The organism is Rothia sp. HMSC072B04 (assembly GCF_001813725.1).
Classification (GTDB): domain Bacteria; phylum Actinomycetota; class Actinomycetes; order Actinomycetales; family Micrococcaceae; genus Rothia; species Rothia mucilaginosa.
Genome location: NZ_KV813797.1, coordinates 12,758 through 35,653, shown reverse-complemented (window position 1 = coordinate 35,653; position 22,896 = coordinate 12,758). Strand labels below are relative to the sequence as shown.

The 22,896-nt window shown below is 60.4% G+C and carries 18 protein-coding genes and 2 tRNA genes; 2 read left to right on the top strand and 18 right to left on the bottom strand.

Going from position 1 to position 22,896, the window contains the following annotated elements; translation table 11 throughout:
* Window positions 1-3 precede the first annotated feature (3 nt).
* The 8 genes from HMPREF2928_RS03050 to rpsB form a co-directional block, all read right to left on the bottom strand.
* A complete protein-coding gene (locus tag HMPREF2928_RS03050) occupies window positions 4-390 on the bottom strand; it encodes a peptidase inhibitor family I36 protein (protein ID WP_160311331.1) in 387 nt (128 codons plus the stop codon).
* 497 nt (window positions 391-887) lie between these two features.
* Window positions 888-2,213, bottom strand: a complete 1,326-nt coding sequence (dxr, locus tag HMPREF2928_RS03045) for a 1-deoxy-D-xylulose-5-phosphate reductoisomerase (protein ID WP_070687335.1) — start codon at window positions 2,211-2,213, stop codon at window positions 888-890.
* A gap of 139 nt (window positions 2,214-2,352) precedes the next feature.
* Window positions 2,353-2,940 (bottom strand): cell division protein DivIVA, encoded by a 588-nt coding sequence (locus HMPREF2928_RS03040; RefSeq protein WP_012903944.1) that lies wholly within the window; start codon window positions 2,938-2,940, stop codon window positions 2,353-2,355.
* A 203-nt stretch (window positions 2,941-3,143) separates the two neighbouring features.
* On the bottom strand, window positions 3,144-4,052 hold the full coding sequence (locus HMPREF2928_RS03035) for a phosphatidate cytidylyltransferase (protein ID WP_049356008.1): 909 nt from the start codon (window positions 4,050-4,052) through the stop codon (window positions 3,144-3,146).
* A 6-nt stretch (window positions 4,053-4,058) separates the two neighbouring features.
* A complete protein-coding gene (gene frr / locus HMPREF2928_RS03030; RefSeq protein WP_049350195.1) occupies window positions 4,059-4,616 on the bottom strand; it encodes a ribosome recycling factor in 558 nt (185 codons plus the stop codon).
* A 295-nt stretch (window positions 4,617-4,911) separates the two neighbouring features.
* Complete coding sequence (gene pyrH / locus HMPREF2928_RS03025; protein ID WP_005507067.1) at window positions 4,912-5,655, bottom strand: UMP kinase; 744 nt, start codon at window positions 5,653-5,655, stop codon at window positions 4,912-4,914.
* 195 nt (window positions 5,656-5,850) lie between these two features.
* Window positions 5,851-6,681 carry a translation elongation factor Ts gene (gene tsf / locus HMPREF2928_RS03020; RefSeq protein ID WP_005507065.1) on the bottom strand — a complete coding sequence of 277 codons (831 nt, stop codon included), beginning with the start codon at window positions 6,679-6,681 and terminating at the stop codon, window positions 5,851-5,853.
* A gap of 153 nt (window positions 6,682-6,834) precedes the next feature.
* Entirely contained in the window at window positions 6,835-7,632 is a 798-nt protein-coding gene (gene rpsB, locus HMPREF2928_RS03015) for a 30S ribosomal protein S2 (protein WP_005508818.1), read from the bottom strand.
* A gap of 422 nt (window positions 7,633-8,054) precedes the next feature.
* Between rpsB and HMPREF2928_RS09235 the strand changes: the two genes are divergently transcribed.
* Complete coding sequence (locus tag HMPREF2928_RS09235; RefSeq protein ID WP_246823547.1) at window positions 8,055-8,804, top strand: M23 family metallopeptidase; 750 nt, start codon at window positions 8,055-8,057, stop codon at window positions 8,802-8,804.
* Between the two features lie 131 nt (window positions 8,805-8,935).
* Here HMPREF2928_RS09235 and HMPREF2928_RS03005 read toward each other — a convergent pair whose 3' ends face one another.
* From HMPREF2928_RS03005 to HMPREF2928_RS02960, 10 genes are all read right to left on the bottom strand, one after another.
* On the bottom strand, window positions 8,936-11,176 hold the full coding sequence (locus tag HMPREF2928_RS03005) for a hypothetical protein (RefSeq protein ID WP_049356006.1): 2,241 nt from the start codon (window positions 11,174-11,176) through the stop codon (window positions 8,936-8,938).
* A gap of 1 nt (window position 11,177) precedes the next feature.
* A complete protein-coding gene (locus HMPREF2928_RS03000) occupies window positions 11,178-12,263 on the bottom strand; it encodes a hypothetical protein (protein ID WP_049356004.1) in 1,086 nt (361 codons plus the stop codon).
* 259 nt (window positions 12,264-12,522) lie between these two features.
* Window positions 12,523-12,596: transfer RNA gene (locus HMPREF2928_RS02995), tRNA-Ile, on the bottom strand.
* A 114-nt stretch (window positions 12,597-12,710) separates the two neighbouring features.
* Complete coding sequence (locus HMPREF2928_RS02990) at window positions 12,711-13,916, bottom strand: glycosyltransferase (RefSeq protein ID WP_070687334.1); 1,206 nt, start codon at window positions 13,914-13,916, stop codon at window positions 12,711-12,713.
* Window positions 13,917-14,245: 329 nt separating this feature from the next.
* Window positions 14,246-15,118 (bottom strand): phage holin family protein, encoded by an 873-nt coding sequence (locus HMPREF2928_RS02985; protein ID WP_005508823.1) that lies wholly within the window; start codon window positions 15,116-15,118, stop codon window positions 14,246-14,248.
* An 837-nt stretch (window positions 15,119-15,955) separates the two neighbouring features.
* Window positions 15,956-16,031: transfer RNA gene (locus HMPREF2928_RS02980), tRNA-Asn, on the bottom strand.
* Between the two features lie 216 nt (window positions 16,032-16,247).
* Window positions 16,248-18,347 carry a DNA primase gene (dnaG, locus tag HMPREF2928_RS02975; RefSeq protein WP_070687333.1) on the bottom strand — a complete coding sequence of 700 codons (2,100 nt, stop codon included), beginning with the start codon at window positions 18,345-18,347 and terminating at the stop codon, window positions 16,248-16,250.
* Between the two features lie 138 nt (window positions 18,348-18,485).
* Window positions 18,486-19,652, bottom strand: a complete 1,167-nt coding sequence (gene dusB / locus HMPREF2928_RS02970; RefSeq protein WP_049355088.1) for a tRNA dihydrouridine synthase DusB — start codon at window positions 19,650-19,652, stop codon at window positions 18,486-18,488.
* 219 nt (window positions 19,653-19,871) lie between these two features.
* Entirely contained in the window at window positions 19,872-20,849 is a 978-nt protein-coding gene (locus tag HMPREF2928_RS02965; RefSeq protein WP_070667184.1) for a GNAT family N-acetyltransferase, read from the bottom strand.
* Window positions 20,850-20,975: 126 nt separating this feature from the next.
* On the bottom strand, window positions 20,976-22,355 hold the full coding sequence (locus HMPREF2928_RS02960) for a glycine--tRNA ligase (RefSeq protein ID WP_005507052.1): 1,380 nt from the start codon (window positions 22,353-22,355) through the stop codon (window positions 20,976-20,978).
* 232 nt (window positions 22,356-22,587) lie between these two features.
* Between HMPREF2928_RS02960 and HMPREF2928_RS02955 the strand changes: the two genes are divergently transcribed.
* On the top strand, window positions 22,588-22,803 hold the full coding sequence (locus tag HMPREF2928_RS02955) for an RNA-binding S4 domain-containing protein (RefSeq protein ID WP_005507051.1): 216 nt from the start codon (window positions 22,588-22,590) through the stop codon (window positions 22,801-22,803).
* Window positions 22,804-22,896: the final 93 nt, after the last annotated feature.

The window sequence follows — 22,896 nt, the reverse complement described above, 5'->3', positions numbered from 1 at the left end:
TTTTTATCCCCACATAACAAAGTCAACACGGTCATTAAAGTTATCGTGGACCAGGTTAGTACCACGGTACTGAGGAGGAAGGTGAGAACCATGGATCATACGTCCATGAGACCAATCACCAAGCCATTCACTACGGTAGTAGTTCGCATTCATCCACGAGGAACCACGGTCATGCATATACTCAGAAACATTGGCGTACGAGTAGTAACCGCTAATAGTGTCCTTGACACCACGGAAATCGGAATGCTCCCAGATGCAGACGTGGCTAGCAGGGCAATTCCAAACACCCGGATAGTCAGTAGCCTGAGCTGCCGGGGCAACAGCAACGATGCTGCCAGCACTCGCGGCAAGCACAGCAGCACTTGCCAAAACCTTCTTCAGAGACATCATAGTCCTCCTTGTTAGATAATCCATTTAGCATGGAAATTCGAAGATACAGAACTTTAGCAACAACAACTTACTGAACACTGTTCTAGGATTATAGATAGTTTCAAACACCCAAGTCAATAGATTTTTTCTCGTAAGGGTAATTTTATTCAGAACTAACGGCAACGTTTTATCAATTATGGGGAGTCACGCCGCATATTTCCTCCGGGATACGACTGGAGGGGCGGCGTTCGTCCTCGTTCCTACAGGGGCACCCGCCCTCGCTTCGCTTCGGGCACCCTGATGTCACTTTCGGACGACACCGCCCCTCCGCGCGCCCAAGCACTATCAGAGCGAGCCGGTGCACCTTCCGGAAGCGACATCAGGGTACCCTCTCGGGTGCTCTCCGCAGCGAAGCAAGGAAGAGCGGAGCACCCGAGAGGGTGGGTTCCCCTGTAGGAGCGTAGGAAGGTCCGCACCGGCCGCATCCCATAGAAATGCGAATACCGCCTCAGAACCGGTTAGTTGCCGGTCATACCCAGCAGCTCATTCGCGCGAACGCGAGCCCAACGCTCTGCATTCAGCACAGCCTCCAGCGTCAAATCAGCGTCAGAAACAGCCTCAGCGCTGCCGGTGTGCTCCTCCAGCACACGCGCCACCGAATCGACAATGTCGGTAAAGCGAATCGCCCCTGCATGGAATGCAGCGACGGCTTCCTCATTGGCGGCGTTGAACACTGCCGGGTGCGTGCCGCCGACCTTACCGGCGTCCTTGATCATGCGCACGGCGGGGAATGCTTCCTCGTCCAGCGGCTCAAAAGTCCAGGATGCAGCCTTCGACCAGTCACAAGCAGGCACGGCACCGGGGATTCGGTGCGGCCAGGTCAGACCCAGCGCGATGGGCAGAACCATGCTCGGCGGGGACGCCTGCGCAATGGTCGATCCGTCCACGAACTGCACCATGGAATGCACGATGGACTGCGGGTGAACCGCCACGTCAATACGGTCCAGGTCCACGCCGAACAGGTGGTGTGCCTCAAGCACTTCGAGCGCCTTGTTGACCATGGTTGCCGAGTTGGTGGTGACGACCAGGCCCATGTCCCAGGTGGGGTGTGCGAGCGCCTGCGCGGGGGTCACGTCGTGCAGCTGTTCACGCTTGTAGCCGCGGAACGGGCCGCCCGATGCGGTGAGGATGAGTCGGTCGATTTCTGCGTCGGTTCCGGAGGCGAGCGCCTGCGCGAGGGCGGAGTGTTCGGAGTCGACGGGCACCATGGGGGTGTTCAGGGGGGATGCGTCGACGGCGGCGCGTACGAGCGGGCCGCCTGCGATGAGGGATTCCTTGTTGGCCAGTGCCACTCGGTAGCCGCTGTTGAGGGCGGTGAGGGTCGGTTCCAGGCCGATGGAGCCGGTGATGCCGTTGAGGACGGTGTCTGCCGGATGTGCTGCCGCCTGTACGGAGGCTTCGGCGCCGTGGGCGATCTGCGGGGTGTAGCCGGTGACGCCTGCTTCGGAGGCAGCCGCTTCGATGAGTTCGCGGAGGCGCTGCGCGTCGGCGGCGGTGCCGCTGGTGGCGACCAGTTCGGCGCGCACGTGCACTGCCTGGCGTGCGAGCAGTTCGAGGGATCGGGAGCCTGCGGAGAGGGCGACGACTTTCAGCGGTGCGTCGGCGTCGGAGGCGCTGGTGCCTTTGAGTGCGGCGAGGTGGTCGATGACTTCCATAGCTTGGGTGCCGATGGAGCCGGTTGAGCCGAGGAGGGTGACGCGCTGCGGTGCGCGGGTGAGTTCTGTGAGGGCGTCGGTGAGGCGGTCGCGGCTGCCGCCGACGCGTGCTGAGGATCCAAACTTCATGGTTCTAGTGTCTCATGAGCTCGCGGGTGTATCCGGGCGTGTAGCCTCGCCTCGGCGCAGAAGCCGCTACATAGAAAACCTCAGCGCAGAAGAATCCCCCACCCTGTCATACGGGGCGGGGAATTCAACACTTCACGTTTTAGAGCAGATCCTGCAACAGCTCAATGCAGCGGTCCAGGAAAGCGTCCACCTGGGATTCCTCGTAGCTGACGGTGCCCGAGGCGGGGCGGAACTTTGCGTGGCGCACCACGGAGGGGTCCAGCGGCTCCTCGCTGTTGAGCTGGGCGTACACGCGGTCGCAGATGGCGTCCACGTCGCCGACGAAGTAGCCCATGTGGCGGCGCTTGCTGGGGCGGCGGAAACGCTCACCGGCGGGGCGTTCCAGGCGGCCTGCGAGCAGCTCGCCGGTCTCTACGAGGGAGCGTTCCCAGTTGTCCAGGCCGTACGCCTCAATGTAGCGGCTGCGTTCGAGCTTGGCGAAGCGTTCCTCAATCTTTTCGAGGGCGCGGTCGACCACATCCAGCTGGTAGCCGCCGGGTTCTTCGCGGAAGACGACCTGGCGGATTCGTCGGGAGGTGTAGAGGTCTTCGGGCAGTTCGGCGGCTCCGCTGAGCTTCTCGTAGTCCTCGGCGAGGCGGGTGAACAGGCGGTCTACTTCACTGCGCTTGTAGCCGGGTTCGGTTTCTGCTGCACGGGCAAATCCGCCTCCGTGGGTGGTGCTTGCCAAGGTGGGCTCCTCTCGACGATTGAACTTTAAGAATACCAATGCGCAGGCTACCTGGTGCAAGGTGGGCGGGCGGCGTCTTAGATATAGCCTTTTACGCCTCTATTCACCGGGTACAGCGAAAGCGGGCACAGCAAAGGCGGGGCGCCCCTCCCCCATTCGTGGGAAGAAACGCCCCGCCTCCATAAGCGATAAAGCTTGAAGCTTTAGAGCGGCATAATAAACCGGAAAATCAGGCAGCCAGCCGCCGCAGCGAAAAGGATCGAGTCCAGGCGATCCATCATGCCGCCGTGACCGGGCAGAATATTCGACATGTCCTTCACACCCATACGGCGTTTGAACACGGACTCGACCAGGTCACCGGCAGTCGAAGCGACCACCATGACCGCCGCCAGCGGAATAGCCCAATACCAGGGCGAACCCATGACCGCCAAGGCGATAGCGCCAACAACTGCCGAGCCGACGAAGGAACCAGCCAGACCCTCCCAGCTTTTCTTCGGGGAGATCTTCGGCGCCATCGGGTGCTTACCCCAATTCACACCGGCAATAAAGCCGAACGTGTCATTGCAGATTGCCATCAGCAGAATCATGAGGATGCCGCGCTCGCCGTGGTCCGTCTGGAAGTAGACCATGGCAATACCCAGCATCAGCGGCACCCACAGCAGAGCCAGGGCGCTACCGCTCAAAGACTTACCCAGTGAGACCTGACGGTCAGCACGCACGAGAGCAGAAGAGAGCAGCAGCGCCAGCAGGCTCACCGCCAGGGCGATGCCCAGCCCGGTAAAACCGAACAGGTAGGACACCACCACAATTGCGCCAGACAGGGCACCCAGCAGGTATTCCGGGATGCCGTAGCCGCGGCGGGTGTTGAGCACGTGCCCAATTTCCCAGGCGCCCAAAGCTGCCGCGCCGGTAGCGATCGCAACAAAAACCGGCTGGTAAATCAGGCCCAGCACCAATAGCACGCCGAAACCAACGCCCACACTAATGGCGGCGGGCAGGTTACGGCCAGCTTTGGCGCTGCGCGACTTCACCGGCGTTGCAGCGGTCTGCGGGCTCGGCTGTGGAGCAGGCGGCGCGCCTCTCTCTTCTTTCGCTTCTTTGCGTGTACTCATTAGGGTTTAGACCTCGAGCAGTTCAGCTTCCTTGTGCTTGTACAGTGCGTCGACCTGGTCGATGTGCTTCTTGGTCTGTGCGTCCAGTTCCTTCTCAGCACGTGCGCCTTCGTCTTCACCGATTTCGCTGTCCTTGACCAGCTTGTCAATAGCGGTCTTAGCGTGGCGGCGAACGTTACGGATGGAGATACGAGCCTCTTCAGCCTTGTGGTTGACGAGCTTGGTGTATTCCTTACGGCGCTCAGCGGTCATTTCGGGCATGACAACGCGGATAGCTGCACCGTCGTTGCTGGGGTTAACACCCAGGTCAGAGTCACGCAGAGCCTTCTCAATAGCCGCCAGTGCGGTCACGTCGAAGGGAACGATCTTGACGGTACGTGCGTCCTCAACGTTGAAGGACACCAGCTGCTGCAGCGGGGTCGGTGCACCGTAGTAGTCGGCGGTCAGGCCGCTGAAGATTGCGGGGTTCACACGACCGGTGCGGACCTTAGCGAACTCAGTTTTGGTTGCTTCGATGGTCTTTTCCATCTTCTCGCCGGCTTCGGCAAGGATTTCTTCGATCACGAAAGGATCTCCTTTGTCGGTATTCTGGGGTACCAGAATTGTCGGTGGGTGCGCGTTCAGCCTTCATGATTTCCCTACCGGTTCGCGGCGCATCCGAGGCGAAAACCTTACGGATACCGCGAAGTCGATGGGAAAGAGGCAGAACGTCGTATTTGATATAAGTCTAGACGGTACCGGCGGGCATAAGCGAGTTTTAGCGCTTACCCGCGCGGTACCGTCCAGAATAAGTCCGCGCTATCGAGCACGGTCACAATCAGAGGGGCATCAAACATGCCCCGGCCTAGAAAATTAGGCGTTAGCGAGTAACGAGGGTACCCATCTTCTCGCCCAGAATCGCGCGGGTCACGTTACCCTCACCCTGCATGCCGAACACGCGCATGGTCACGTTGTTGTCACGGCACAGGGAGAACGCGGTCTGATCCAGCACGCGGATGTTGCGCTGCATTGCCTCATCGTAGGTGAGGTTGTACAGGCGCTCAGCGTTGGGGTCCTTGTTCGGGTCAGCAGTGTAGATGCCGTCCACGCCGTTCTTAGCCACCAGAACCTCATCTGCGTGGATTTCCAGGGCGCGCTGAGCAGCCACAGTGTCGGTGGAGAAGTAGGGCAGACCCGCACCAGCACCGAAAATCACGACGCGGTCCTTCTGCATGTGGCGAATCGCGCGGCGAGGAATGTAAGTCTCAGCAACCTGCGGCATGGTGATAGCCGACTGAACGCGGGTGTCAATGCCCTCCTGCTCCAGGAAGTCCTGCAGAGCCAGGGAGTTCATGACGGTACCGAGCATACCCATGTAGTCTGCACGAGAGCGGTCCATACCCGCCTGAGAAAGCTCAGCGCCACGGAAGAAGTTGCCGCCACCAATCACGATGGAGGTCTCAACTTCGCCAACGGTTGCGGCAATCTGCTTAGCGATGCTGCGCACGACCTCGGTCGAAATGCCAACTTCACCGCCACCAAAAACCTCACCGGAAAGCTTGAGCAGGACGCGGCGGCGGCCGGTCTCGTCACGGTGCATCGGGCGGGGATTCGCTTCAGTCATGGTTCCTCCAGTGGCTTACCTAGGGATTGTTATGGGTGATTTGGGCGGGCTCCTGCCGCCTAGTCCTTATCAAGGATACAGCAAAGCCGGGTAGCCACCAGTGGTGACTACCCGGCTTCAGGCTATAATCCCAACCTCATACGATTTCCCTTACCGGGAACCCGTAATACGGGAGGGTAGAACTGCAGCGAGTCCTTATGCACCCACGCGGAAACGTGCGAATGCGGTTGCGGTTGCGCCAGCCTCGGACAGAACCTGTGCAACAGACTTCTTGGAGTCCTTTGCGAAGTCCTGATCCAGCAGGGTGTTCTCCTTGAAGAAGCCCTTCAGGCGACCCTCAACGATCTTGTCCAGAATCTTCTCGGGCTTGCCCTCAGCGATTGCGGTCTCGCGAGCAACGCGCTTCTCGGTCTCGATCTGGTCTGCGGGGATGGACTCGGAATCCAGGTACTTGGGGCTCATTGCAGCAATGTGCACTGCAACGTCGTGTGCAATCTCGTCGGTGTTCTCACCGGAGACAGCCAGCAGAACGCCAACCTGTGCGGGCAGATCCTTGGAGGTCTTGTGCAGGTAAACTGCAACGTTCTCACCCTCAACGCGTGCAACGCGGCGGACAACAATCTTCTCGCCGAGCAGTGCACCAGCGTCGGTGGTCAGCTCCTCAACGGTCTTGCCCTCGTAGGATGCAGCCTGCAGCTCTTCCAGGGTGGAAGCGTCAGCAGCAATAGCAGCCTCGAGCACGTTCTGGCCGAAAGCGATGAAGGGGTCGGACTTTGCCACGAAGTCGGTCTCAGAGTTGACCTCGATCATGTAGCCAACGCCGTTCTCAACGCGTGCAGCTACCAGGCCCTCAGCGGTTGCGCGACCCTCGCGCTTGGTGATGCCCTTCAGACCCTTAACGCGGATGATCTCGGCAGCCTTCTGCTGGTCGCCGTTAGCCTCGTCCAGAGCCTTCTTGACGTCGAGCATACCTGCGCCGGTCTTCTCGCGCAGTGCCTTGATGTCTGCTGCGGTGTAGTTCGCCATTGTGAACTCCTTGTGTTGCTGTAATAAATCGGGATGACATCCCGGTGGTACAAATGGCGGACGGCGCCGCGCCCAGGTCAGGGCGGGCGCCGTCCGAACGTGGTCCCCGCAGGCGGGGGCCACAAAGCATAAAGCTTAGTGGGCTAAGAAAGCTTACTTAGCAGCCTCTTCAGCCTGTGCAGCCTCGTGCTGCTCCAGGAGCTCGCGCTCCCAAGCTGCCATGGGCTCCTCAGCTGCTTCAGCCTTGCCGTTCTTCTTAGCGTTGCGCTCGATCAGGCCGGCTGCCACTGCGTCAGCAATCACGCGGGTGAGCAGGTTGACGGAGCGGATAGCGTCGTCGTTACCGGGGATCGGGAAAGCAACCTCGTCGGGGTCGCAGTTGGTGTCGAGGATAGCAACAACGGGGATGCCCAGCTTCTGAGCCTCGTTAACTGCCAGGTGCTCCTTCTTGGTGTCAACAACCCACAGGAGGGAGGGAACCTTGGACAGGTTACGGATACCGCCGAGGGTCTTCTCGAGCTTCTCGAACTCGCGACGCATGAGGAGCAGTTCCTTCTTGGTGTAGCGAGAACCTGCTACATCGTCGAAGTCAATCTGCTCGAGTTCCTTCATGCGCTCAATGCTCTTGGAGATGGTGCTGAAGTTGGTCAGCATACCACCGAGCCAGCGGTGGTTCACGTAGGGCATGTTCACGCGGGTTGCCTGCTCAGCGATAACTTCCTGAGCCTGCTTCTTGGTACCCACGAACAGGATGTTGCCACCGTGTGCGACGGTCGACTTAACAGCCTCGTATGCCTTGTCGATGAAGGCGAGGGACTGCTGCAGGTCGATGATGTAGATGCCGTTGCGCTCGGTCAGGATGAAACGCTTCATCTTGGGGTTCCAACGGCGGGTCTGGTGACCGAAGTGAACGCCGGAGTCCAGCATTTCACGCATAGTTACGACGGGCATGTCGTCTCCTTTTTGGTGCCGCGCGGACCTCCCATTCGGGCTAGCCCAACGCGCGCATAGTAGTTATCAGTTTTTCCTGGCGGCGGTTAGCGTTCACGGTTACCCGTTCAGCTCAGGCCCTAACCACCCCGTGTGGGTGGACCGAAGGTCCCTTATCGGCTCCCCGTTTGAGGATGCCGCTCACGCCGCGCGTCGTCAGTGAAGCTGTGCGGCCCCCTCACAGAGGGAGAATACCCGCGCAGGCACACTGCAATACGACATTGTACCGTATATTCCGCGATTAATCCGCCGGATTGGGGTTAAGCGCGGCGGGTGTGTGTAGGGGCACTGTGGATAAAGGATTTTAAGGCGGAAACGGCGGGGTTATCCACAATTTTTCGTGGGGCGCTGCGGGGCGGGGCGATTCGTGATGTGATCAGAGGATGAAGCAGAACATGAAGACATTAGCGACAACGCTACGGCGCGCAATGCTGATGGCGTGCTGCCTGCTGGGTGCACTTGTGAGCGCGGGTGGGCAGGGCTACATGGGTGGGCAGGGCTATTCGGGCAGTCAGAGTTATTCAGGCTGGCTCAGTTTTCCAGGCGGGGCTGGTTTTACTGATTGGGCAGGTGTTACAGACAGCGCCACCTCAAGTGCGCAAGCTCCCAGCAGCGCGCACCTTCCCCACACCGTTGAGCTCACCGCGAGCCGACTACGCTACCGCTCCCCCACCGCCGAATCCAGGCCGCGGGTGATCCGCCCCTTTGAGAAGCCCGCCCAACGCTGGAGCGCGGGGCACCGCGGCGTAGACCTTGCCGTACCCGAGAACGACCGGCGCGTCTACGCACCGGCACCGGGAAAAGTGGTTTTCAGCGGCACGGTCGTCAACCGCAAAGTGTTGGTCATTGCGCATCCGGATGGGCGGCGCAGCACCTTCGAACCTATGGATGAAACGCTCCCGGTCGGCACCACGGTTACAGCCGGTGATGTCATCGGTACCGTCGCCGTCACGGCGAGCGGCAACAGCGAGCGCTCCTACCGGCGATGCTCCACCCCGTGCCTGTACTGGGGCGTACGCCAGGGAGGCGCCCGCGGGGACGGCAGCGGCAAGGAAGCAGAGTATATCAACCCCATGAGCCTGCTGGGGTCGAAGAAACCTAGCATTCTGCTACCCGTGCCGGGCGGATATTAGGCGCGGGTATTAGCGCCGAGTATGAGCCGAACCAGATACAGCTGTGGCCCGTCACCTCCGGGGAAGGAGGCAACGGGCCACAGGAGCCAGCCTAAGTTGTGCCCACTAGCGTAGGTGCTAGAGGCAGCTACTTACTGGAGGACGTCACCGTCATCAGCACCGAACTGGTTCGGCTGTACAGGCTGTACAGGCTGTACAGGCTGGTTGGGCTGTGCAGGCTGCTGAGCAGTCTGACCGGGCTGAACCGGCTGAGCGGGCTGCTCAGTCGGAGGGATATACGCGGGCATTGCCTTGGTCGGTTCGTTCTCGCCGTAGTTCAGGCCGTGTTGCGGGGTGAACACCTGAGTCGGCGAATCATCACCCGCAGCGTAGGCGGTGTTCTGCGCCGGGTAGCCCCCCTGTGCCTGGTAACCGGGCTGAGCGGCATAGCCATTCTGAGCAGCGTAGCCGCCCTCGCCCTGTGCCTGGTAGCCGTTCTGCGCGTCAGCCTGGGTTGCGCCGTAACCGGTCGCAACACCCGCCGCCGCGCCCAGTGCCGCAGCCGAAGCGGCACGACGCTCACGGCCCTTCGCACGAGCCGCCGCAATCTTCTTGCGGAACAGGAAGAGCAGAATCAGGATGAGCAGTAGCAGACCCACAATAACCGCATCCACGATTACGTCAGTCATGCTCAGACCGGACACCGGAATAGTCAACGCGTTACCGCTAAACACACCGTTCTCACTCTTGACGCTCAGCTCGCCACCATTGACGGTGAACTGCACACCGGCACGCGCCAAATCATAGTTGAGGGTGTTCACCTTCTGCTGGTCCAGCGAGGAGAAGGTCGGTGCCTTGAAAGTGAGTTCGTAAGGAACACGGTAGTAGTTACCCAGCTTCTGAACGAGCTTAATATCCGGCTTCAGAGTGTAGTCACTGCCGAAGGGGTGGTAGCCACCGGAGCGGGTGACGGTCACCTTCGATTCGGGCAGGTATTCATTCAGTCGCTGGTTGAACTCAGCTTCGTCTTTACCGCGAACCTTCACGCTCACGATGGTGGCGTCGCCGTCCTGGCGGACCTCAGTCTCGTCATTGCTACCACCAGCAAAAGCATTCTTCAGAGCCTCTTCTGCACCAGCTACGTCAGAGCTCGGGAAGGAGTAGAGGAAACGTGCCTCCATGGAACCGTCCAGGCCCAGGGAAGTAGCCACCTTCATGCCCTTCATAGCCACCTGCTGCGAAAGGTAACGGCTCAGGTGAAGGACGCTCTTCGAAGAGGAAGAGCCAGAGTTGCCGGTGTTATCAACCTGATAGCTGTGGCCGGAGCTGTCCTTCAGGATGACTTCCAGGCCGTTGCCTTCCGGAGAACACAGCAGCGAGCAGTCCAGCACGCCCTTCATGGTCTTACGCACATAGAAGGTCTTCGACTCTTCCTTGACCTCTCGGGTGTAGCTCAAATCGGTGGTACCTGCACCCAGCAGCTTCTTCAGCTTAGTGTTCAGGTCGTCCAGGGAGGATGCGCTGAAGGTCAGGGTACGACCCACTTCTTCCTTCGCCGCACTGGTAGAAGCAGATGGAGCCATGTAGGTTGCCTGGGAAGACTCCAGACCCTTCTTCAGCTCGGAGCCTTCAGGCTTGACCTGGTTCAGGTAGGCGTCGATCGCAGCAGCGGTCTCCGAGTTCATGATGTCCTTCGCTACGAAGGAGGCAGTAGCAGAGTAGCCACCGTCCTTTTCCTGAAGCTCAAGAACCATCGCCTTGAATCCACGGTCCTGCACGTCCTTCGCAGAGATAGTGGAACCGCCGGAATTCTTTACTTCCTTCTCGCCAAACTTCACAGTGGTTTCGCTGCCGCTGCTGTTGAACACACTGTTCTTGTTGGAGGATTCAATCACGCCATCAACAACAAGAGCTTCGGGGACCCAATCCAGCAGCTCCTTCGAGCTGAAGTTTTCCTTCACCTGGATACCCTGCACCAGGCCCTGCTCGGTATTGAGAATAGTGACGGTAGGCTCGGTCTTGGAACCAGCAGCCTTCAGGATAGAAGCAACCTTGTTACGGTACTCATCCACAGAGGAGAAGGGAATGGTGAAGGTCGCACGTGCCTTGTCACCCTCAGACTGAATACCACCGTATTCCAGGCCCTCGGGCAGGTGCTTACGCACGGACGCATCCAGAGCCTCCGAACCGCCCTTAATCTTGTCCTTGTTGTCCTTGAGGTTAAAGGAAACCTGCATGGTACGGGTGCCCTTCTCGGCACTCTCAAGGCCCAGCTGAGTCTCAATCTTCGCACCGCAGGCGCTCAGAATCAGGGCGGCAATGGTCAGCAGAACCGCCAGGAACATCCAGCGCTGACGAGCCGGTGCACTCGGGGCGTGAGTCATTGCGTGCATACTAGGCTCCCATCAGGCGAATAGCCACGTAGTAAACAATCATGGAGGCAAAAACCCAAGCAGTGCTCAGCGCCGCGTGCATGATAATCGGGGACTTCGCGAAGCGGCCCAGACGGTTCAGACCCAGGTAGGTGAGCGCCTCGCCCGAGAACACGGCGAAAGCAAGCACCAGGCCCATGAGCATGGTCAGGAAGAACGCCCCGCCACCGCTACGGGTGAGGCTCAAGAAGAAGATGAGCAGGTTCAGCACCAGGAACGAAGGAATCAGCGCCAAAGAAGACACCGACACCGCGTGCATGCTCGCGGTGAAGGATGCCGGAGCCTTGCCAATGCGCGCGGTCAGCTGCAGCTGCACACCGCGCAGAACCTGCACACCAAAGATGGCGAGAGCCATCAGCACGTACGCCAGAATCATGCGTCCGGTCGGCACAGCCTGTGCGGCGTAGGCACCACCGTAGGCGGCACCACTTCGGCCACCAAACATGTATCCCAACATGGACATCATGACAACCGCCGCCAGAATTACCAGCCGGCTGAAGAAGAACGCGCCCGCCAGCGCCTGCAGAGTCGTGGGAACAATCCAACCCCACGCACCTGCGGAAGAGATACGAGCGTGCGCGGTTGCCGGGTTGCTGGAGAAAACGTCCAGGAACGCGTTCCAGGTAGCACCCAGCGCCTTCACCGCCGGATGCGGTGCGCTCGGCGCATAGGTTGCCTGGCCGGGCTGACCGGGCTGCGCGGCCCCAGGCTGAGCAGTACCGGGCTGGGGTGCGGCGGCGGGCTGACCGGGCTGTGCGGGGGTTGCCTGAGCCTCAGAATTCGGCTGTGCATTAGCGTTTGCCTGAGCGGGCTGGGGTGCCTGCTGAGGCTGAACAGGCTGCTGCGGTGCTACCGGTGCGGCAGGCTGAGCAACATTACCCTGCTGGCTCGGCTGCACGGGCTGGCTCGGCTGGGCAGCCTGAGCTGCATTACCCGGCTGAGCAGCCTGACCCGGAAGCGAAGCATCCTGCGCGGGATGCGCGCCAGCATCGTAGCCGTAGCCGCCGGCTGCACCCTGCGACGGGTTGTTGGGAGTGTTCTCCGACATTGAGATCCTCTCGTATGGTGTGTGGATGCAACACCTACCGGCTGAATCGGCATCTACCGGCGGCATCACACTGTCTTTCGTGACAAGACTCTTCAACCCTACCGTATTGAACGCTATGGTGCGTCTTCGTTCGTCATTTACTCATTTTCATCACCGTTGATGCATTCCATGAACAAAAATAGGCACCCTGAGTGCACGACAAAAGAGCACGAAAAAGCCCCGCCCGCCGACAAGTGGGTGAAGTCGACGGGCGGGGCCGTAGGGAGTGCGGGGCTCGAACCCGCGACCAAGGGATTATGAGTCCCCTGCTCTAACCGGCTGAGCTAACTCCCCATCCGGTGCAGTGACGGCGCGCAATGGGCGCCTGCACCATCCTCTAGAGTACCTGAACGGCGACTGAGAACGAAAAACGCTCTCTCATACTCAACGCTCAGAACCTAGAGAAGCTTAGCGGCGCGAATCCAGGTAACGCTGGTACGGAGCATCGCTCACGTAAAGTTCCTCGAAGGTGCGCCAGGTGTTCTCAGCACTGTGGAAGCCCACGATGCGGCGGGACTCGCGGCCCATCTGCTCGCGCTCAGCAGCGGGCAGGGAGAGCACAGCCTCCAGCTTTTTCGCCAAATCCTGAGCGTTATTGGGTTCGAAGAGGTAGCCGTTCACACCGTCCTCCACCAGGTGCGGCAGAGCCAGCGCATTCGCAAGCACCACGGGGGTGGAGGCGCTCATCGCCTCCAGGGAAACCAGGGACTGCAGCTCGGCGGTACCGGGCTGGCAGAACACGTCAGCCATCTGGTACACCTCGGGCAGATGCTCATCGGGAACGAAGCCACGGAAAATCACGCGGTCGGACACACCGCAATCGTGCGCCTTCTGCTCGAGAGCCTCACGCAGCTCACCGCCACCGGCAATATCCAGCACCACGTGCTCGAGGGTATCGGGCAGCAGGGAGAGCGCCTCAATGAGCACGTCCACGTTCTTCTCTTCGGCAAGGCGACCCACAAAGGCAATACGTAGCTCACCGGGAACCTTGCCGGCGTCTGCTCCCTCAGCCAGCTCGTAGTCGCTGATCTCAATACCGTTAGAAACCGGCATGACGGGGCGGTCAAAATGGCCCAGGTCGCGCATCGCATCCGCACCAATCTGGGTGGGGGTGGTAACGACCGCAGTCTTGGAGAAGCAGAAACGCATGTCCTTCCAGGTGACCTTCTCAATCACGCGCTTCACGGGAGCGGGGAAGGGCAGGAACGGGTCAAGGTTCGCCGGCATGAAGTGGTTCGTTGCGATAACGCGGATACCGCGGCGCTTCGCCTGGAAGATGAGGGCGCGGCCAATAATGTAGTGGCACTGCACGTGCACCACGTCCGGGCGAACCTCGTCAAGGATTGCGCCGACCTCGGACCAGATCTCCCAGGGAACGCAGATGCGGTTCGTCTCGTGGGTCGGGGGCAGGTGCGAGCGCAGGCGGTGCTCCACGATGCCGCCCTCTACTTCGGTGCGGTAGCTGGGGCCGGGGATGGGGCTGGCGGCGACTACGTGCACGGAGTGGCCTCGCTTGAGCATGGAGGTGGCGAGGCGGTGACCGAATTGCGCTGCACCGTTGATGTCCGGCGGGTAGGTTTCTGCGCCAATCAGAATCGTCTTTGCCTGTTCCATGACGGGGCTCCTCATCGGGGTGTAGTGTGTCGGTGACTTTGGGGGTTTCGGGTGCGACGGCGCGCCGCTTCTACCTCTGTCTGCCGCGTGCACCGGGTGGATCCAGTACGTACAGCACTTGTCTATTCTACCTGTGAGCTGCGTCCTTCTCCGACTCGTAGAGGGAGGGTTTTGGCTGGGAGTTACCTCTAAACCTCACGTTGAGACAGAAGTCGGCAACCTGCCTGTAGACGCACAAACGCCCCGATACAAGTATCGGGGCGTTTGGACGCTTGGCGTTAAACCTATGCGCCGGCTTTAGCGGCGACTGGGTTTATGGTGTACCGGGTTTAGCGGCGTACCAGGCGGTTCAGGAAGTGCAGGACGGTTGCAATGGATGCGCCCAGTGCTGCGAAGGACTTCCAGCGTGCCTGCAGAACCTCGGGCTTGCGCACATTCTCTGCCAGGCCGCGGCCGGTAGCTGCTGCACCTGCAGCAACCTCGGAGGGAACTGCCTTGAGAGCGTCCAGAGCCTGCTGGGTGTTGTTCTGAACGTCGCCGGTGTAGGACTGCAGGTCGTCGCGCAGGGCTGCCAGGTGCTGGCGACGCTCTGCGGTGCGCTGCTTGAGCTCTTCGAAGGTCGGCGGCTTGGGCTCTTCCTCGCCGCGTGCCTTGCGCTCTTCAGCTTCCTGACGTGCGCGTTCTGCTGCTTCTTCAGCTTCCTTAGCCTTCTGCTCTGCACGCTCTGCCTGTTCCTTCTTCAGGCGCTCAGCGGACATGGCGGTACCTTCCTTGAGTACGCCGAGGTCGAAGAGCAGACCGAAGATTGCGGATTCGGGCTTGAACGGCAGCTGTGCCTTGACCTTCTTCAGACCGACCAGGGCGCAGATTGCCAGGACGATGAGGAAGATGAGGGCGAAGACCAGCGCGGATGCCCAGTAGGGCATGACGGTGCCGAGGCCGAGGATTGCTGCGGCGACCAGCGCAATGATCAGGAACAGACCGAAGACTGCTGCGACGCCGAAGAAGGCCGCACCCTTACCAACGGCGATGCCCTTGGTCTTCAGCTCGTGCTTTGCAATCTGGATTTCGTCCTTGACCTGGCTGGGTCCGAGGGTCTTGAAGGTTTTGCCAGCGTCGATGATGTTCGCGACGCCGGACTTAATCCCGCTGATGCCAGCAAAGAAACGCTTGGGTGCCTTGGGATTAGTAGTAGTGGTCATGACCACCTCTCCGTGACGTGTTTTTGGAGGCTTCTTTTTCGCACTCCACCTCCTATAGTTTAGCCCCTTATGATACCTCCGCGTGACCGTTTGGGTGGGGGTTTGCGCTATCTCTTCAGGTATTTTCGACTTTCTGGAGGCTACATTGAGCTGCAGGCGTAGCTTTCTGGGTTTGGTTGCGCCTGTGGATTTGCTCTGGAGTAGGCGTAAGAGGATGCCGATGCGCCGCTCCCCCGCTACGCGCCGAGTGGGCGTGTGGTTGATGTGGGTGGGGAACTTTCCTGTGCGTTAGACTTCACATTTTTGCAGGGTGAAGTATCTTTGCCTCGCCGGGGGCGTAAGCCCGAGGGGTTACTAGTTCACGGCTTTGGAGAGAACGTTCCGACTGGACTCGAACCAGCGAGGCGAAGATTTTCCGAGCGCGAGAGGAAGTAAAAACCGTTACCCCGCCGAGGGCGCAAGCCCGAGGGCCTGGAGGGAGCGCCCCAGCGCCTGCGTAGGGCGGAGTGGTTACTGGTTCACGACTTAGAGGGAACGTTCCGACTGGACTCGAACTAGCGAGGCGAAGATTTTCCGAGCGCGCGAGGAACCAAAAATCTTTGCCTCGCCGAGGGCGTAAGCCCGAGGGGTTACTGGTTCGAGCCAGAGGAACGTATATAGCAAGAGCCCCGGAACTTCGTTCCGGGGCTCTTGCTATATTTGCTCCCCCGACTGGACTCGACCAGACGAAGTTAGGTGTGGGCGCCCCAGCGCCTGCACCTAACGCAGTGGTTACTGCGTTCGAGTCCCGTCGGGAAAATGGAAAAGCCTCAGAACTTCGTTCTGAGGCTTTCAGCTTGGCTCCCCCGACTGGACTCGAACCAGTAACCCTTCGATTAACAGTCGAATGCTCTGCCAATTGAGCTACGGGGGATTATTTTGTTTTCGTTGCTGGTTTCCCTTGCAACGAGTAATAACTATACCGGGGCTGTTTGGGCTCCGCAACTTGAAATGCCGTGAAGTGCATCACTCTTTGGGTTGTGTGGCTGGATTGGGTGGTGCAGGCTCCGGCGAACCCGCGGTATTCCCCGGCAACCTGCAGAACACAGGACATTCGGCAGGTTGCCGGGGCGTAGCGGAAGAACCGTACTTAGCCGCGCTGTGCGCTGAGCTGGCGGCGGCGCATTTCCAGTTCGAGGAGCTGACGCTGTACCGCTTCGAACTCTTCGTCGTCGGGGTTTGCGCTGAGCTGCTCTAGGCGCATCATCAGGTCGGATTTTTGGCGGGCGATTTGCTGTTCGAATAGGGCGTTGAGCGCACCAGTCACAAAACCGGGCAGACGCTCAGCGCTGCTGACCGGTAGCGGTGAGACGGCGAGCTCCGCGATGGCGGGGTGTACGCCCTCTACAGCGCCGGAGCGCACGCAGTTGATCCATTCGATGCCGGGGGTGGGCGCCATGACGGTTGCCGCATGAATGATACCGGCGGCCACCTCACGATGGGTGCGGTAGCGGAACTGCACGGTGGCGAGGTTACGCCACTGTTCCACGCTGATGAGCTCGGGGTGCTGCAGGGCAATCTCGAGCGCCGCCTTTTCGAGGCGGGCAACCGGGTCGCGCGGGTCGGGGGTGAGGAACTCCTCGACGGCGGGGGCGGTCGCCTCCGGCTGGGGTGCGGCGGGCTGAATGCTGCTCGGCGGGTGCGCGGCAGCGTTCTGCCCGGCGTAGGCGCTGGGTGCGGCGTAATCTTCCGGGGGCGGTGCATCGTAGGCGGGGTCGTAGGGCGCGTCAGCATGAACTGCCCCCTGAGCGCCCGCGTAACCCTGAGCGCCCGCGTATCCCGGTGTGCCCGGCGGCCCCTCATTCAGACGCTCGTAACGCGGCGCGGCTGCGGGAGCCTCCGCCTGCTGGGAGCGAGAAAGCTTCGGGTGGTTCTGCGCGTACGCCACGGCACGCTGAATCTCGTCGAGCTCCAGACCGAGCTGACCGGATACCTTACGCATGTAGGCGGGGCGCAGGTCGCGGTCCTTAATGCCGGCAATAATCGGGGCGATAGCGCGCATCGCCAGCACGCGGCCTTCAAGGGTCGCCAAATCGTACTTGGCGAGGGTCGAATCAATCGCAAACTCGAAGAGCGGGCGGCGCGAAGCAATCAGGGAGCGCACGGCGGCGTCGCCCTTGTGCAGGCGCAGGTCGCAGGGGTCCATGCCGTTCTCGGCAACCGCCACAAAGGTCTGCGCGACGAAGCGCTGGTCCTCCTGGAAGGCGGCCATGGCGGCTTTCTGGCCTGCGGCGTCGCCGTCGAAGGTGAAGATGATTTCGCCGCCGGAGCCGTCGTCGGTAATCATGCGGCGCACCATCTTGATGTGGCCGGGACCGAACGCGGTGCCGCAGGTGGCAACGGCGGTGGTGATGCCGGCGAGGTGTGCCGCCATGACGTCCGTGTAGCCTTCCACGATGACGACCTGCTTGGTCTTGGTCATATCGCGTTTTGCCAGGTCAATGCCGTAGAGCACCTGGGATTTCTTGTACAGCTGCGTCTCGGGGGTGTTCAGGTATTTGGGGCCCTGGTCGTCATCGAAGAGGCGGCGGGCACCGAAGCCGATGGTTTCACCGGCAATGGTGCGGATCGGCCAGATGATGCGGCCACGGAAGCGGTCGTACAGGCCGCGGTTGCCCTCGGAGAACATGCCGGTCGCCTTCAGCTCCTCGTCGGTGAAGCCCTGGGAGCGAAGGTGCTTGAGCAGGTGGTCCCAGCCGCGGGGTGCGTAGCCGACACCGAACTTGCGGGTTGCGGCGGGGTCGAAGCCGCGGGCACCGAGGAAGCGCTGCGCCTCCTGCGCATCAGCGCTGTAGAGGTTGCGTTCGAAGAACTCGGCGGCAATCTTGTGCGCGTCGAGCAAGCGGCGGCGCATACCCGCCTCGTAGCGGTCGCCGGGCTTACCGCCCTCATAGTGCAGGGTGTAGCCGATGCGCGCGGCAAGACGCTCCACCGTCTCAACGAAACTGGTGTGCTCCATCGCCATGACGAAGGAGTACACGTCACCGGATTCACCGCAGCCAAAACAGTGGTACGAGCCGACCTGCGGGCGCACATTGAAGGAGGGCGTGCGCTCGTCGTGGAACGGGCACAGCCCCTTGAAGGTGCCTATACCGGCGCTTTTGAGGCTCACATAGCCTTCAATGATTTCGCGGATATCGGTACGGGCGCGGACTTCGTCAATGTCTTCTTTGCGGATTAATCCAGCCATAAACTCAATTCTACGGTGAGGGTCAACAGGTAGCCTCTGCAGGCGTTGCAGGAGCGGCAACATAGCGCGCGAACAGGCTCATAAAAAGGATGCGCCGCGACGCGCAAACAGCACGCCGCGGCACACAAGTACAGGGGTTTAGCCGCCGGAAATATCCAGCTCAGCCTCCGCCAGGCCCAGACGCTCAGCATCCCCCAGGATGCGCGAATCCAGCCAGCCATCGGGCAGGTGCGGTTGCTTGGGGCTGCCGGCGCGACCGCGCGAGCCCTCCACGGCGGCACCCGGGTAACCAATCGAGTGGTCCAGCTGAGCAATCAGCTCACGGAAGGTCGCCAGGTCGGGCACCTGGGCCATCTTCGCACGCAGCTCGCCACCGACCGGGTAGCCCTTGAAGTACCACGCCACGTGCTTGCGGATCTCGCGCAGGCCTCGGGTCTCATCGCCGAAGGTTTCCACCAGCAGTTCTGCGTGGCGGTAAATCATGTCCGAAACCTCAGTCAGGGTCGGTCGGATACGCTCCGACGAACCCTCAAACGCATTCTGCAGGTCGCCAAACAGCCACGGGCGACCCTGGCAGCCACGACCAATCACCACGCCATCCACGCCGGTCTGCTCAACCATGCGCACCGCATCCTCAGCGGAGAAAATATCGCCATTACCCAGAATCGGCACATCCGGAATCAGCTCACGCAGCTGCGCAATAGAATCCCAGTCAGCCTTACCCGAATAATGCTGAGCCGCAGTACGACCGTGCAGGGCAATCGCCGCGACACCGGCATCACGCGCGATCTTGGCGGACTCCAAGAACGTAATATGGTCATCGTCGATGCCCTTACGCATCTTAATAGTCAGCGGAATATCGTTGCGGGACGCCTCCTTCACCGCGGTCTGCACAATCGCAGTGAACAGGTCAGTCTTCCAGGGCAGAGCGGCACCGCCACCGCGGCGAGTCACCTTAGGAGCCGGGCAGCCAAAGTTCAAGTCAATGTGGTCGGCACGGTCCTCTTCAACGACCATGCGCACAGCCTTACCGACGTTGACCGCGTCCACACCGTAAATCTGGATGGAGCGGATCTTCTCGTCCGGGTCATGCTCAATAATGCGCATGGACTCGGGCTTACGCTCCACCAGGGCGCGCGCAGTCACCATTTCGGTAACGTACAGGCCGCCGCCATATTCACTGCAGAGGCGGCGGAAAGCCTTATTGGTCACGCCAGCCATCGGGGCGAGAACCACGGGAGTATCAACGGTCAGATTGCCCAGTTTCAGGGGCGGAAGGGTAAGACGGGGTGCTTCAGAATTCACCCCTATATTGTGGCATACGGGGGCAAATCGAGAACCGGACTCAGCTGAGGGGGTACAGGAGCACTGTGCAAGCTCAGCAACCGTGAGGAGGCGCAGGTACGCGAGAGGGGCGGAGGAGCATTCCACTCCCCCGCCCCTTCAGCAAGAGTCAGCCAGCAGGTTCAGTACCGAGAATCTACTTGGCAACCTACGAACCTACTCGAGAATCTACTCTCGAACCTACTCGGTCACGTAAATATAGGTCGGGTCACCCTCCACCGAAGCAGTACCGGCACGCAGCAGCACGTCGGTCACCTGAACCAGCGCCTCCATGGCGTCGTCAACCTCAACCAGCACCGGGTACTTAGCACTCAGCAGGGACAACACCTGCATAATCGCCTCCACAGCGCCCTCATTATCGAAGTCGTAACCCAGCAGCAGTTCCGTGGCGGTCTTCTCATCCACCAGCGCCGCCTCCGGGTCAGTCTCAAAGGGGTGGTAGCTCACCGCAAACGCAACAATCGGGCCCTTCTTACCCTCTGCAGCCGCCTCACGAATATGGTCACGAAGCACCACGGCGCCAAAAGCACGCACCTCATCCGAAAGGAAGTAGCGGTTCACCGTGCCCAAACCAACCTCGGCGGGAACATCCCACTCGTGGGCGCGGCGGTAGAAATCCCACAGCGCGGCTGTCAGCTCAACCGAACCGGTCGCCAAATCCTCAATCGCCTGAGTCTCGTTACCGTCAGCATCCTCACGCAACGACACCGGAGGAATCGCCCCCGGCTCCACACGCACCATACGGGAACGCTGAATCAGCTTCATGCCAGTAGCCTGCGCGAACTCCTCACCGTCACTAAACGGCGACAGCTTCACGCGCAGAGCAGTCGTCTGGCCGTGCGCCGCCGCAATCTCACGCAACGCATCCAGCAGGGCAGTACCAATACCCTGACGGCGGTGATCAGCTGCCACCTCAATGTATGACCATAGACGCGTCGGATGCAGCAGCGAAGCCACCACAGTACCCGCAGCCACCGGCACACCAGAAACAGTCACCACCAGGGTGCGGCTAAACGGCGCGTCCGTATCCGGGCCGAAAAGGCCACGCTGGCGCTCCTCAACCTCATTGCGGGCAGAGTTCCAAATCTCAAGCAGGGCAAGGTCATCACCCTCCTGCCAGGGGCGAATCTCAAATTTTTCGCTGAGGCGTTCAGCCATATCCGTGCACCTTTCCTTCGCTCGCTTCAATCGTGCCAATCAGTCTAACCAGGGTAGCCCAAATACACGACGGCGGGTAGCCTCTTTCGCTCTAAGAGGCTACCCGCCGACCATGTTATGAAAGTTTTAGCCTGCCAGGCGTGCAGCCAGGTAGGACTTCACCTGATCCAGAGCCACACGCTCCTGGTTCATGGTGTCGCGCTCGCGGATGGTCACAGCCTGATCCTCGAGGGTATCGAAGTCTACGGTAATGCAGAACGGGGTACCGATCTCATCCTGGCGGCGGTAACGGCGGCCAATAGCGCCCGCCTCGTCGTAGTCCACGTTCCACAGGCCACGCAGCTCATTCGCCAGCTTAGTTGCCGGCTCAGACAGTTCAGCCTTCTTCGACAGCGGCAGAACAGCAGCCTTCACCGGTGCCAGGCGCGGGTCAAGCTTCAGCACGACGCGCTTATCCACGCCACCCTTAGTGTTGGGTGCCTCGTCCTCGACGTATGCGTCGACGAGGAACGCCATCATGGAGCGGGTCAGGCCGAAGGACGGCTCAATCACGTACGGCACGTAACGCTCACCGGTAGCCTGGTCGAAGTACTCAAGCTTCGCGTTGGAGTGCTCATTGTGCACGCCCAGGTCGTAGTCGGTACGGTTCGCAACGCCCATCAGCTCGCCCCACTCCGAACCCTGGAAGCCGAAGCGGTACTCAACGTCAATAGTGCCAGCCGAGTAGTGTGCACGCTCCTCCTTAGGAACGTCGAAGCGGCGCATGTTATCCGGGTTGATACCCAGGTCAACGAACCAGTTCCAGCAGTCCTCAACCCACTCGTTGAAGTACTTATCAGCGTCATCCGGGTGCACAAAGTACTCAATTTCCATCTGCTCGAACTCACGAGTACGGAAAATAAAGTTACCGGGAGTGATCTCGTTACGGAACGACTTACCAATCTGGCCAATACCGAACGGCGGGCGCTTACGAGAAGCAGTGACCACATTGTTGAAGTTCACGAAAATACCCTGAGCGGTCTCCGGGCGCAGGAAGTGTAGACCCTCCTCATTATCAACCGGGCCCAGGTAAGTCTTCATCAGACCGGAGAAGTTCTGCGGCTCAGTCCACTCACCACGAGTACCACAGTTCGGGCAAGCAATCTCTTCCATGCCCTCAGCCGCGCGGCCCTTCTTCGCCTCAAAGTTCTCCAGCAGGTGATCCTGACGCAGACGCTTGTGGCACGACAGGCACTCAACCAGCGGGTCGGTGAAGGTCGCCACGTGACCGGATGCCTCCCACACCGCACGAGGCAGAATAACGGAGGAATCCAGGCCAACCATGTCCGCACGGGAACGGACGAAACGCTGCCACCACTGCTGACGGATGTTTTCCTTCAGCTCTGCACCGAGGGGGCCGTAGTCCCATGCGGAGCGGGAACCGCCGTAAATTTCACCGGCCTGGAAAACAAAGCCGCGGCGCTTCGCGAGCGCAATAACGTTATCGAGGGTGGACTTTTCAGCCATAGTTACTCCTTCTGCCCCGCCACCGGCTGTGACGTGCGTGAGTTCGGGTTCATAAGGGACGCGACCCAGAACGGGGCGCCCGTATTCGCGCTCATCGGCGCAATATGCACACTTTTTGATGCAAGACACTAGGGTACCATCACCACCCCACCCCTGGGTATGCCTACCCGGCCCACCACACCCCCATTTTTGCCGGACACCAGTATGCACCCGGCGGGATAAACTAGAGAGCATGGAAGAAATTTTTATTCGCGACGACATGATCCGCCTCGGCCAGTTCCTCAAGCTCGCCAACCTCGTAGAGGACGGCGCGCAGGCACGCGAGGTCATTCAGCACGGCCTGGTAAAGGTCAACGGCGACATTGAGGAAGCACGCGGCAAGCAGCTGCACCCCGGCGACACCGTGACCCTCAACGGCGTGACCGTGAAGGTTGCGCACGAGGACTAGTCCGCATTTGGTTTGTCTGAGCGCTGGAGGCGCTAGTGACCGTCCTCGTTCCTCCCCTCACTAAGCAGGGACGGGGCGCCGCATATTTCCTCC